Annotated in this window: 11 protein-coding genes; 8 read left to right on the plus strand and 3 right to left on the minus strand. The window is 71.7% G+C overall.

Features of this window, described 5'->3' with window-relative positions; genetic code table 11:
- Positions 1 to 169: 169 nt before the first annotated feature.
- Positions 170 to 517, plus strand: a complete 348-nt coding sequence (locus GXW71_RS05870; protein ID WP_211851475.1) for a hypothetical protein — start codon at positions 170 to 172, stop codon at positions 515 to 517.
- A gap of 19 nt (positions 518 to 536) precedes the next feature.
- Here the strand turns inward: GXW71_RS05870 and GXW71_RS05875 are convergent, their stop codons facing one another.
- Positions 537 to 1,394, minus strand: coding sequence for a LysR substrate-binding domain-containing protein (locus tag GXW71_RS05875; RefSeq protein ID WP_211851476.1), 858 nt, complete (start codon positions 1,392 to 1,394; stop codon positions 537 to 539).
- A 73-nt stretch (positions 1,395 to 1,467) separates the two neighbouring features.
- Here GXW71_RS05875 and GXW71_RS05880 point away from each other — a divergent pair, with 73 nt between their 5' ends.
- From GXW71_RS05880 to argC, 7 genes are all read left to right on the plus strand, one after another.
- On the plus strand, positions 1,468 to 2,643 hold the full coding sequence (locus tag GXW71_RS05880) for a muconate/chloromuconate family cycloisomerase (RefSeq protein WP_211851477.1): 1,176 nt from the start codon (positions 1,468 to 1,470) through the stop codon (positions 2,641 to 2,643).
- A gap of 38 nt (positions 2,644 to 2,681) precedes the next feature.
- Positions 2,682 to 2,957 (plus strand): muconolactone Delta-isomerase, encoded by a 276-nt coding sequence (catC, locus tag GXW71_RS05885; RefSeq protein ID WP_211851478.1) that lies wholly within the window; start codon positions 2,682 to 2,684, stop codon positions 2,955 to 2,957.
- Entirely contained in the window at positions 2,957 to 3,925 is a 969-nt protein-coding gene (locus GXW71_RS05890) for a tripartite tricarboxylate transporter substrate-binding protein (RefSeq protein WP_211851479.1), read from the plus strand. Before catC ends, GXW71_RS05890 begins: the two co-directional genes overlap by 1 nt.
- A 76-nt stretch (positions 3,926 to 4,001) precedes the next feature.
- Positions 4,002 to 4,475 (plus strand): GNAT family N-acetyltransferase, encoded by a 474-nt coding sequence (locus tag GXW71_RS05895; RefSeq protein ID WP_211851480.1) that lies wholly within the window; start codon positions 4,002 to 4,004, stop codon positions 4,473 to 4,475.
- A gap of 95 nt (positions 4,476 to 4,570) precedes the next feature.
- Positions 4,571 to 5,209: a LysE family translocator gene (locus GXW71_RS05900; RefSeq protein ID WP_211851481.1), complete on the plus strand. Its 639-nt coding sequence runs from the start codon at positions 4,571 to 4,573 to the stop codon at positions 5,207 to 5,209.
- A 131-nt stretch (positions 5,210 to 5,340) separates the two neighbouring features.
- Entirely contained in the window at positions 5,341 to 7,554 is a 2,214-nt protein-coding gene (locus tag GXW71_RS05905) for a TonB-dependent receptor (RefSeq protein ID WP_211851482.1), read from the plus strand.
- 301 nt (positions 7,555 to 7,855) lie between these two features.
- A complete protein-coding gene (argC, locus tag GXW71_RS05910) occupies positions 7,856 to 8,833 on the plus strand; it encodes an N-acetyl-gamma-glutamyl-phosphate reductase (RefSeq protein WP_211851483.1) in 978 nt (325 codons plus the stop codon).
- A 63-nt stretch (positions 8,834 to 8,896) separates the two neighbouring features.
- Here argC and GXW71_RS05915 read toward each other — a convergent pair whose 3' ends face one another.
- The gene (locus GXW71_RS05915; protein ID WP_211851484.1) at positions 8,897 to 10,318 is read right to left on the minus strand and encodes an amidohydrolase family protein; all 1,422 of its coding nucleotides are present in this window, start codon (positions 10,316 to 10,318) and stop codon (positions 8,897 to 8,899) included.
- A gap of 217 nt (positions 10,319 to 10,535) precedes the next feature.
- Complete coding sequence (locus GXW71_RS05920) at positions 10,536 to 11,570, minus strand: LacI family DNA-binding transcriptional regulator (protein WP_211851485.1); 1,035 nt, start codon at positions 11,568 to 11,570, stop codon at positions 10,536 to 10,538.
- Positions 11,571 to 11,643 lie beyond the last annotated feature (73 nt).

The following is an 11,643-nucleotide window of genomic DNA, read 5'->3' on the forward strand; positions in this document are numbered from 1 at the left end:
CCGTGCGACAAAGCAACGACCGCGTTTGAGGCAGCGGGTATTGCTGCCGGCCGCGTCACGCGCTGCGACCAGAGTCACTTCACAAGCAACCGGTCCGGGAGAATTGCTTGCGGACACTACCTTTTGCGCGTATCGCGCGAGTAGCATGCTCGTGGGGAGGGGCAAGGCCATGCCCGAGACGCCGCACTATGCCTATGTGATCCCGTCCATGAAGTTCGGCTGGGAGCATCTGCCGACGGTGGTCGAGTATCTGAAATCCGTGACCAGCCGGGAAGACGGCGAAGTCCCGCGCGAGTTGCGATCCTTCCACGCCTTCTACGACGCCTGCATGGGCCTGGGCCTCGCCAAGGGCTGGAAGGGCACCTTCAGCGCCGGCTACGAGCCGCGCATCGTCATCATCCCGGCCTCCCCGCAGCCGCGCCTGGCGCTGGCCTGGCGGTCCGGGGAGGCGGACGCGACGATCGTGGCGTCGGAAGTGCCGATGCCCTGGCTGGAAGAGGTGGCCGTCGCGGCCTGAGCCGCCCGCTTAAACCCCTTCAGCCCGTGGCCAGGCGCTGTCGCACCAGCGCCGAGAAGGCCCGGGCCGCCGCGGTCTGGTAGCGGCTGACGCACCACAGCAGGGCGGCGCTGCGCAACGGCGGCGGGTCGGCGATCGCGCGGCAATCGAGGCCCGGCCCGGTCACCGAGCGGGCCGAGAGGATGGTGCCCACCGCATCGCTGCGCACCAGCGCCAGGATCGCCCCGATCGCATCCACCTCCGCCGCCACGAGAGGCGTCCAGAGGCCGGCCAGCGCCGCGTCGATCATCCGGCGGGTGGCGAAGCGCGCCGGCAGCAGCGCCAGCGGGATGGTCTCCGGCGCCGCACCCGCCCAGCGGCCGCCGCGCGCCACCACCAGCACCAGCGCCTCGTCGAAGAGCCGGGCGCAGCCGAGGCCGGGACGGGTCGCGGGGGCGAAGGCGAGGCCGAGGTCGAGCTCGCCGTCCAGCAGCGCGGCCTCGATCGCGCTCGCCACCATCTCCCGCACCTCGATGCGGATGCCGGGATGCCCACCCAGGAATTCGGCGACCAGCCCCGGCATCAGGTTGGCGTTGAAGGAATGGATCACCCCGAGCCGCAGGGTGCCGCGCTCCGCACGCTCCTGCTCGGCGATGGCGGCGCGGGCGGCGGCGGTCTCATTGGCGATGCGGGTGGCGAAGCCGCGCAGCAGGCGGCCGGTCTCGGTCAGCCGCAGCCCGCGGCCCAGCCGGTCGAACAGCGTGGTGCCGAGACTGCGCTCCAGCGCCGCCAGGTGATGCGACAGCGTCGCCGGCGCCAAGCCGGCGCGGGCGGCGGCGCGGCCGAGATGCTCGGTCTCGGCGAGCGCCAGGAAGGCATGAAGCTGATGGCTGTCCATTCGATCGGATCGAAGGCTGCATTCGAAATGCCAGTATTGATCGAAAGCAGCTCGGGCGCCAGCTTCCGCGGCCATGCCCGAGCACGCCCATGACCAGGCCAGCCTCCCGCGCCTGCCGATCGAGAGGATCGAGGCCATCCCGGCCCGCATCCCGACCATCCGTCCGCACCACCTGGCCTTCGCGACGGTCGCGGCGATGGATGTGGTGATCGTCAAGGTCACCGCCGGCGGCGTGGTGGGCTTCGGCGAGGCGGCCACCATCGGCGGGCCGCGCTGGGGCGAGGAAAGCCCCGAAGGCATCGCGGCCATCGTCACGCAATACCTGGCCGAGCCGATGCTGGGCCAGGACGCGGCGCAATTGAACGCCGCCGAGGCGCGGATCGGCCGCGCCGTGCGCGGCAATGCCTTCGCCAAATCCGCCCTCTCGATGGCGCTGCACGATGCCGTGGCCCGGGCCCGCGGATTGAGCCTGGCGGCGCTGCTCGGCGGGGCGCAGGCCGAAAGCCTGCCGATCGCCTGGACGCTCGCGAGCGGCGACACCGGCCGCGACATCGAGGAAGGCGAGGCGATGCTCGCCGCCCGCCGGCACCGCGACTTCAAGGTGAAGATCGGCGCCCATGCGCCGGAGGACGACATCGCCCATGTCGCGGCGCTCGCGCGCGCCTTCGCCGGCCGCGCCACGCTGCGCGTCGACGTCAACCAGGCCTGGGACGAGGCGACGGCGGCGCGCGCCCTGCCGGCGCTCGCCGAGGCCGGAGTGGCGATGGCGGAGCAGCCGGTGGCGGGCTGGAATCTGGCCGCCATGGCGCGGCTGCAGCGCGCCAATCCGCGCCTCTCGATCATGGGCGACGAGGGCATCGCGACCCCGCAGGACGCGCTGCGCCATGCGATGGAGGGGGCTTGCATGGCCATGGCGCTGAAGCCCGCCAAGCATGGCGGCGTCGCCGGCACCCGCGCGGTGGCGGCGATCGCGCGCGCCGCCGGCCTCGGCCTCTATGGCGGCACCATGCTGGAAGGGACGATCGGCACGCTCGGCGCCCTGCAGCTCTACGCCACGCTCGGCGATTTCGCCTGGGGCACCGAGCTGTTCGGCCCGCTGCTGCTGCGCGACAGCCTGGCGACCGCGGCGCCGGAGTATCGCGACTTCGCCATCCACCTGCCGCGCGGCCCCGGCATCGGCACCGATCTCGATGCCGACAAGCTCGCGCATTACCGCACCGACCGGCCGCGGACGCTGCACACAGTGTGAACCCGCGCCATCCGATTGCCCGGAGGAGACCAGAAGAAATGCTGTTTCACGTCGCCATGGAGGTCCGCCTGCCGCCGGACATGCCGGCCGCCAAGGCCGATGACCTGAAGGCTCGCGAGCGCGACCTGGCGCAGGCACTGCAACGGCAGGGCAAGTGGCCGCATCTGTGGCGGGTCGCGGGGCGCTACGCCAATATCTCGGTCTTCGACGTGGCGGATGCGGATGAGCTCCATGCGCTGCTCTCCAGCCTGCCGCTGTTTCCCTACATGGACATCCGGGTGACGGCGCTGGCGCGTCATCCCTCGGCGATCTGATGCGCCGCCGCACCCTGCTGTCCGGCCTTGCCGCAGCGCCGCTCGCCGCACCCGCGATCCGCCCCGCGCTGGCGCAGGCCTGGCCCGAACGCCCGCTGCGCGTGATCGTCCCGTTCCCGCCCGGCGGCGCCATCGATGCGATGATCCGTCTGCTGGCGCCCGATCTCGGCGCGGCGCTGGGCCAGCCGCTGGCGGTCGAGAACCGCGCCGGCGCCGGCGGCACCATCGGCACCGAAGCCGCGGCCCGGTCGGGCGACCAGCACACGCTGCTGATGGTCTCCATGGCGCATGCGGTGAACCCGGCGCTCTATCCGCGCCTGCCCTATGACGCCGCGGACCTGGTGGCGGTCGCGCCGGTCGCGGTGGTGCCGAACCTGCTGGTGGTGCCGGCGGCATCGCCGATCCGCGACACCGCCGGGCTGATCGCCGCGGCCCGGCGCACGCCCGGCGGGATCACCTATGCCTCGGCCGGCAACGGCACCTCGATCCACCTCGCGGGTGCGCTCTTCGCCGCGATGGCCGGGGTCGACATGACCCATGTGCCCTATCGCGGCTCCGGCCCCGCCATCGCGGACCTGCTGGCCGGGCGGGTGGACTGCATGTTCGACAGCGTCACGTCAGCCGCGCCGCATGTCGCGGGTGGCAGGCTCCGGGCGCTGGCGGCGACCACCGCAGAGCGCGCCGAGGCCTTGCCCGCCCTGCCGACGGTGGGGGAGGCGGGGCTGCCCGGCTATGCCGTCGATCCCTGGTTCGCGATGCTGGCCCCGCGCGACCTGCCGGCGCCGGCGCGGCAGCGGATGGAAGCGGCGGTGCTCGGCGCACTCCGCGACGGCGGGATCCGCGAGAAGCTGGCGGGGATCGGCGCGCAGCCGATGCCGGGCGATGCCGCCAGCCTGCAGGGGCTGATCGCGGCGGAGACCCGGAAATGGGCGGAGGTGGTGCAGAGAGCCGGCATCCGCGCGGATTGAGGGTCGGCTCCGGCGACACTCGGGCCGATATGCCCCATGCTCCGGCGCCGCAGGGCATCCGCGGCCAGAGGATGGGATGACGGTCGACGGGGATGTGGTGCTGCGGCCGGCGCGGGCAGGTGACGGCGGGACGGTGTTCGAGGTGACGCGGCAATCCATCCGCGCCCTCGCGAAGGGCCATTATTCCGAGGCGCAGCTCGCGGGATGGATGGGCGATCGCACCCCGGCCTATTACGAGGACCTCATCGCCCAGGGGCGCATGGTCGTCGCCGAACGCGATGGCGGCATCGTCGGCTTCGTCGATGCCGAGGCCGGGGAGGTGACGCGGCTCTTCCTGCTGGCCGAGGCCGCGGGCACGGGGCTCGGCCGGCGGCTGCTCGAGATCGGGATCGCGGCCGCGCGCGCGGGCCATGCGGGACCGATCCGGCTCGAGGCCACGATCAACGCGGAAGGCTTCTACCGGCGGCACGGCTTCCGCACGACGGGACGCGGGGTCTTCTCGCATGGCCTCGGCGGCGACCCGATCGAGGTCGTGCACATGGAGCTGTGAGACGATCTCTGACATTGCACCGAGGGCAATGATCCCGTTGCGCCGCTCCCGGCCGCCCCGCATCGTCGCGCTGGAACGATAGGATGCGTGCCCGCATGATCTCCTGGAGCGATGTCGCCGCCTTCGCGCTGGTCGCGCTGACGATGGTCATGACGCCCGGCCCGAACATGATCTACCTGATCGGCCGATCGGTGACGCAGGGGCGGATCGCGGGCTTCATCTCGCTCCTCGGCGTCATCGCGGGCTTCGTCGTCTACATGGTCGCCGCGGCGCTCGGGGTCACCGCCATCCTGTTCGCGGTGCCGCTCGCCTATGAGGCGCTGCAATGGGCGGGTGCCGCCTATCTCCTCTACCTCGCCTGGAACGCGGTGAAGCCGGGCGCGCGATCGGTGCTGGAGGCGCGCAGCGACCTGCCGGTGGATCCGCCGGCGCGGCTCTTCGCCATGGGCTTCCTGACCAATCTGCTCAACCCGAAGATCGCGGTGCTCTACCTCTCGCTGCTGCCGCAATTCATCGATCCCGCGCGCGGCTCGGTGCTGATGCAGGGCATCACGCTCGGGGCGGTGCAGATCGCGGTGAGCTTCGCGGTGAACGCGTCGATCGTCATCGCCGCCGGCGGCCTGGCGGCCTGGTTCGCGAGGCGGCCGCGCTGGATCGCGGCGCAGCGCTGGACCATGGCGAGCGTGCTGACCGGCCTCGCCTTCAGCCTGGCGCTGCAGCGCCGGAGCGTCTGAGGCGCCTCATCCGCCTATCCGCAATGTGACTTATTGCAACTCATTCGCAGTTGCGTTACCTGCTGCCCCTCGGTGGCGGCGTCGCTGCCGCCGACCGTATCCGCGTCGTCTTTCGAGAGGGTAGCCGCAGCGTGGCCGTCACTTCCTTCCGGGCCGCGACGGCCCTCACGCCTGCCTGGCGCGCCCGCGCCTGGCGGATCCTCGCCCAGATGGCGGTGGCCGGCGGGCTGCTGGCGGTCGCGTCCGTCGCATCCGGCCAGGCGCAGACCACGGCGAACGCCGCCGGCGAGGGCGAGGGGGTGACGCTGCCGCCGATCTCCGTCGAGGGCGCGGCGCTCTCCGGCAGCCTGCCGCCCGCCTATGCCGGCGAGCAGGTCGCGCGCGGCGGCAGGCTCGGGCTGCTCGGCAATACCGGCGTCATGGACAGCCCCTTCAGCACCGGCAACTACACGGCGCGGCTGATCGAGGACCGGCAGGCCGCGACCGTCGCCGATGCGCTGATGCTCGATCCCTCCGTGCGCATCGCCACCAGCGGCGGCGGCCAGCTCGATTCCTTCTTCATTCGCGGCTTCCCGATCGGCGAAGGCAATGTCGGTGAGATCGCCTTCGACGGGCAGTACGGCGTTGCGCCCAACTACCGCGTCTTCACCGAATACGTGGAGCGGATCGAGGTGCTGCGCGGCCCGGGCGCGCTGCTCTATGGCATGTCGCCCAACAGCGGCATCGGCGGCGTGATCAACATCGTGCCGCGGCGCGCCGATGCCGACCTCACCCGCTTCACCCTGAACTACAGCTCCGCCACTCAGCTCGGCGGCCATCTCGATTTCGCCCGCCGCTTCGGCGATGACCGGCAATGGGGCCTGCGCTTCAACGGCAGCTATCGCCAGGGCAGCACGGACCTCGACCACCAGTCGCGCGAGGCCGGCGTCGGCGCCCTGTCGCTCGACTATCGCGGCGAGCGCTTCCGCGCCTCGCTCGACCTGCTGCGGCAGGACGAACGCGTCGACGCGCCGCTCCGCCCTGTCCTGCTCGCGCCCGGCGTGGCGCTGCCCGCGGCGCCCGATGGCCGGCGCAACGTGACCCAGCCCTGGGAATGGACGCGGGTGACGGATACCGGCGCGCTGCTGCGCGTCGAATACGACCTGACCGACAGCCTGACCGTCTTCGGCAATCTCGGCGGCGCCCGCACCGAGGTGCGGCGCCTCTTTGGCCTGCCGACCATCCTCAATGCCCGGGGCGACGTGACCAGCACCCCCGCGAACGCCACCTTCGCGGTCGAGCGCTACAGCTACAATGCCGGGCTGCGCGCCCGCTTCGAGACCGGCGCCATCCGCCACACCGTCACCCTGCAGGCCGACGCCTATCACGACCTTCTGGAGCGCGGGACCAACAACGGCAGCGCCTATGCCTCGAACATCTACGCGCCGGTGCTGCGGCCGCGGCAGACCGTCGGCGCGCCCGCCGGCGTGCCCCGGGTCTCCACCAACACGCTGAGCGGCGTCGCCCTCGCCGACACGCTGTCGATGCTGGATGACCGGGTGCTGCTGACGCTCGGCCTGCGTCATCAGCGCGTCCAGTCGAACAACTACAGCGCCACCACCGGCGGCCGCACCTCGGCCTATGACGAGAGCGCGTTGACGCCGCTGGCCGGGCTGGTGGTGCGGCCCTGGGCGGGCGTGTCGCTCTACGCCAATTACATCGAGGGGCTGAGCCGCGGCGACATCGCGCCGGCGACCGCGGCCAATGCCGGGGAGGTCTTCGCGCCCTATCGCGCCCGGCAATACGAGGTCGGCGTGAAGGTCGATTTCGGCCGCGCGACCGCGACGCTCAGCGCCTTCCAGATCACCCGCCCGAGCGGCGAGCTGACCGGCAATGTCTATGCGGTCGGCGGCGAGCAGCGCGTCCGCGGGCTGGAGCTGACCGGCTTCGGTGAGCTGGCGGCGGGGCTCCGCCTGCTCGGCGGCGCGACCCTGCTGGATGGCGAGATCACGCAATCCGCCACAAGGAGCAGGATCGGCAATACCCCAATCGGGGTGCCGGCCTGGCAGGCCAATCTCGGCCTGGAATGGGACACGCCCTGGGCGCGCGGGCTGACCCTGAACGGCGCCGTCGTGCTGACCGGCGGGCAATATGCCGATGCCGCCAATGCCGCGCGGCTTCCCGCCTGGACGCGGGTCGATATCGGCGCGCGCTACGCGATGGAGATCGCCGGCCGCCCCACGACCTTCCGCGCCAGCATCCAGAACCTGCTCGACAACAACTACTGGGCGGGCGTCGCCTCCTTCGGCACCATCGCCGTCGGCGCGCCGCGCACCTTCCTGTTCTCGGCGACGGTCGACCTCTAGGGGACAGCCCTATCGAAGACAGCAGCCATGCGTGGTCGGCAGACATCCCGCTTGACGATGCATGCAGGTGGCGACAGTGTCGAAGGACATGCTCAGGAACCAGAACCTTTGTGACCGACGCCGACGCCGCTGCACCCAAGCGGCGGCTCTTCGGGCTGCGCGTCGATCAGCGTCCGTGTGCGTGGTGACGGCCTCACCGTAGGTCCCACCCGCCGGAGCGGCCCCGGCCCGCGTTCCTGAACCCCCGCAGCCCTCGGCTCCGGGGGTTTTCTTTTGCCCGAACCCCAGAAGGACACCCACCATGAGCATTCGCGTCGGCATTGTCGGGATCAGCGGTTTTGGCGGTGGCGAGGCGATGCGCCTGGTCGCGAGCCACCCTTCTTTCGAGCTGATCTATGCGGCAGGCGAGGGCAGCGCCGGCAGCCGTTTGGTGGACCGCTTCCCCGGTGTGCCGGCCAAGCTGGCCGACCTGGTGATCGAGAAGTGGGACCCTGCGACCCTGCCGAAGCTCGACGTGCTGTTCGCGTCGCTGCCCACGGGCGCCTCGGCCGAGGCGCTGGCGCGCGTCCCCAAGGACGTGAAGATCGTCGATATCGGCGGCGACCACCGCTACGTCGAGGGTTGGGCATATGGCCTGGCCGACATCTGGCCGACCCAGATCGCGGGCCAGACCCGTGTCGCCAACCCCGGCTGCTTTCCCGCGGCGGCGCTGAACGCGCTGGCGCCGTTGCTGGCCAACAAGCTGATCGAGCCTGGGAACATCGTGATCGACGCCAAGACCGGCATCTCCGGTGCCGGCCGGGGCGGCGCCGACAGCAGGTTCGGCTACGCCGAGAGCAACGAGAACCTGGCGCCCTACGGTCTGCTCAAGCACGTCCACATGCCCGAGATGGCCAAGACGATCGAGCGGCTGAGCGGCGGCAGCGCGGCCGGGCTGGTGTTCACGCCGCACCTGGTGCCGATGACCCGCGGCGTGCTCGCCACCATCTACTGCCGCGGCCGCGCCACCACGGACCAGTGCCTGGACGCGGCCCGGCGCTTCTACGCCGGGCGGGCCTTCGTCCGCGTGACCGACAAGCCGCCGCAGACCAAATGGGCTACCGGCTCGAACCTCGCCTTCGTCAGCTATGCGGCCGATCCCGAGCGCAACCTGGTGATCGCGATGGGCGTGGTCGACAATCTCGGCAAGGGAGCGGCCGGCCAGGCGGTGCAGAATGCGAACCTGATCTGCGGCCTGCCGGAAACCGCGGGGCTGGACGGCGTACCTGTCTGGCCATGACGGAGGCGGGCCTCCAGGCAGCCATTCGATCCGCTTCGCGGGTCCGCCCGGGCCCGATGGCCGTCAGCGCCGCATCAGGCTCTCCGCCTGGCGCTGCAGGTCGCTGGCCGCCTTGGCGATGTCGCGGCCGAGGAAGCGGCCATCGCGCCTGATCGGCTCGCCATCGATCAGCACGGTGTCGACCATGCCGGGATGGGCCTGCATCACCACCGCGCCGACGGGATCATGCAGCGGCGTGGTGGCGGGGCCGCCGCCCTTGAGCAGCACGAGATCGGCGCGCTTGCCGACCTTGAGCGAGCCGACCTCCGCCTCGATGCCGAGCAGGCGCGCGGCGTCGATCGTGGCCGCGGCCAGCACCTGCCGCGTCGTCAGGGTCACCGCCGCGAGCGGCTCCCGCCGCTGCCGTGCCAGGAGGTTGTCGGCCAGCCGCTGCGCCGCGAGGGCCATGCGCATCTGCGTGAACATGTCGCCGCCGGTCCCGGTGACGACATCGACGCCGAGGCCGGGCCGGCCGCCGCCGCGCAGCACGCGCCCGGTCGCCGGCTGGCCATGCCCCATCAGCATCTCGACCTCCGGCGTCACCACGATCCCGGCGCCGGCATCCGCGACCATCCGGTATTCATCCTCGTCGAGCTCGTTGGCGTGGACGAGGATGGAGCGGGCGGTCAGCAGCCGGCCCGCGGCGAGCGCCGCGACGCCGCGCGGCCGCCGGCCGGGATAGAGCCAGGTCCCGACATGGAACTGGTGCAGCAGGCCGAGCTCCTGCGCGAGCGTGAAATCGGCCGGCGTCTCCTCCGGCGGGGAGGAATCCGGCCCGCGCAGCCCGAGCGCCAGCCGCACGCGCCCGTCCCGCGCCGCGAGCGGGCCGGCGAGCAGGCGCCGGATATCGGCCTTCACCGCCTCGCCGCCCTGCGCCGCGCCGGGGATCGCATAGCCCAGGAAGGCGCGGATGCCGGCGCGGCGCATCGCATCCACCGCGGCATCGGCATGGGCCGGCGTCAGCACCTCCCGGCTCCAGTCGAAGATCGTCGTGACGCCCGCCGCGATCTGCTCGAGCGCGCCGAGATGGTCGCTGGCGGCCAGGTCCTCGGCGGTGAGCTTCGGGCTGTAGCGCCCGACCACGGTCTGGAAATACTGCCCGAGCGTGTGATCCGCGGAGAGGCCGCGGATGATCGCCTGTCCCAGATGGATATGGCTGTTGATCAGCCCGGGGATGAGGATGTCGCCCTCGGCCGCGACGACCTCGGCCTCGTTGGCGTCGATGCGGTCGGCGATCGCGGCGATGCGCCCCTCCCGCACCAGCAGGTCGCCGCGGCGGACGCCGCCTTCGGCATCCTCCATGGTCACCAGGGTCGCGCCGCGGAAGAGCAGGGGGCGATCGCTGCGCGGCTGCGCATGCAGGGGCGCCTGCGGCAGCCCGGCCGCCAGGGCGCCGGCGGCGCCGGCCAGCAGGAGGCGGCGCCCTGGCTGCGGATCTTCGATCATCGGGTTGTCCTCCCTTGGTCTGGCGACCAGCGGCAGTAGGCTTGCAATCGATTGCACTGGTCAAGCCGCCGCTTCGCGAGGCAGGGTGACAGGGGGCGCTCAATCGATTGTATGGACCGCCTGCTCCGGGCCGTTTGGAGCCTGTCTGCGATCGGGGCGCCCAGGCTGGGCTTCGGCCGGTCGTGCAGTTGCTAGTCGAGGGGCCTCATGCGGGTAATTACGTCGTCTCGCGCTGGATGATCTCCACGGGCACGATGATCCTGCGCGGGATCGGGTTGCCCGCGAGGCGATCGGTCATGCAGCGCGCGGCGAGCTGCCCCATCTCCGCGCCATCCACGCTGACCGTCGTCAAGGCCGGCTTCATGGCTTGCCCGATCTCGAGGTCGCCGAAGCCGCATATCGCCAGCTCGGCCGGGATGGCGACGCCGCTCGCGCCCGCTTCGATCAGCAGGCCGGCCGCCAGCAGATCCGAGCTGCAGAACACCGCGCCACCCTCCGGAAGCGCGCGCAGCAGCGGCGCAAGGGATCGCCGCCCTTCCATGATGGTGCTGGGCGGCGCCATCAGCCGCTGCACCGCCAGCCTGCCGCCGCGGCGTTCCACCGTGCGGCGGAAGCCGTCCAGCCGCTCCATGGCGCGAATATCGTCCGAGGAGACGATGCCGAAGCTGCGATAGCCGCGATCGCAGAGATGGTTGGCCACGGCCTCGCCGACACCGGCATGGCTGAAGCCGACCTGCAGATCGGCCCTGGGCGAGGCGTCGCCCCATATCTCCACGGTCGGGATCCCCGCCTCGGCCAGCCTCTTCTTGGCCTCCGCGGACTGCGCGCTGCCGACCAGCAGCAACCCATCGGGCTGGCGGCCGAGCAGCGTGATGATCAGCTGCTCCTCCTCGCGACGATCGAAGCCACCCAGGCCGAGCACGACGTGGTAGCCCGCCTGCGACATCGCGTTGGTGAAGGCCTGCAGCGCATCCGCGTACATCGGGGTGGCGATGGTGGGCACGATGGCGACGATCATGCGCGACCGCCGCGAGGCGAGGGCGCCAGCCATCAGGTTGGGCACATAGCCGAGCCGGTCCACGGCGGAGAGAACGCGCCGCAAGGTCGCCTTGGTCAGCCGGTCCGGCGTGTTCAGCGCGCGGGAAACGGTGATCGCCGAAACCCCCGCCGCGGCCGCGACATCGGTGATCCGGACGGTGCGTCCAGGCGGCCTGGCTTCAGGATCGGGGGTGGTGCTGGCTTTCGGCGGCATTCCCTGCGGCGACGGTTCGAGAGGGCCGCATAGAACCATGCGGCACGGGCCGGGGACAGCCGAGCACCGCTCC

This window comes from Plastoroseomonas hellenica (assembly GCF_018129085.1).
Lineage (GTDB): Bacteria > Pseudomonadota > Alphaproteobacteria > Acetobacterales > Acetobacteraceae > Plastoroseomonas > Plastoroseomonas hellenica.

What these genes read in the sequence shown, in the direction of transcription:
- argC (WP_211851483.1), top strand. Translation starts at nt 7,856, where the DNA reads ATGAGCATTCGCGTCGGCATTGTCGGGATCAGCGGTTTTGGCGGTGGC.
- GXW71_RS05915 (WP_211851484.1), bottom strand. Translation starts at nt 10,318, where the DNA reads ATGATCGAAGATCCGCAGCCAGGGCGCCGCCTCCTGCTGGCCGGCGCC.
- GXW71_RS05895 (WP_211851480.1), top strand. Translation starts at nt 4,002, where the DNA reads ATGACGGTCGACGGGGATGTGGTGCTGCGGCCGGCGCGGGCAGGTGAC.
- GXW71_RS05890 (WP_211851479.1), top strand. Translation starts at nt 2,957, where the DNA reads ATGCGCCGCCGCACCCTGCTGTCCGGCCTTGCCGCAGCGCCGCTCGCC.
- GXW71_RS05875 (WP_211851476.1), bottom strand. Translation starts at nt 1,394, where the DNA reads ATGGACAGCCATCAGCTTCATGCCTTCCTGGCGCTCGCCGAGACCGAG.
- GXW71_RS05920 (WP_211851485.1), bottom strand. Translation starts at nt 11,570, where the DNA reads ATGCCGCCGAAAGCCAGCACCACCCCCGATCCTGAAGCCAGGCCGCCT.
- GXW71_RS05900 (WP_211851481.1), top strand. Translation starts at nt 4,571, where the DNA reads ATGATCTCCTGGAGCGATGTCGCCGCCTTCGCGCTGGTCGCGCTGACG.
- GXW71_RS05870 (WP_211851475.1), top strand. Translation starts at nt 170, where the DNA reads ATGCCCGAGACGCCGCACTATGCCTATGTGATCCCGTCCATGAAGTTC.
- catC (WP_211851478.1), top strand. Translation starts at nt 2,682, where the DNA reads ATGCTGTTTCACGTCGCCATGGAGGTCCGCCTGCCGCCGGACATGCCG.
- GXW71_RS05880 (WP_211851477.1), top strand. Translation starts at nt 1,468, where the DNA reads ATGCCCGAGCACGCCCATGACCAGGCCAGCCTCCCGCGCCTGCCGATC.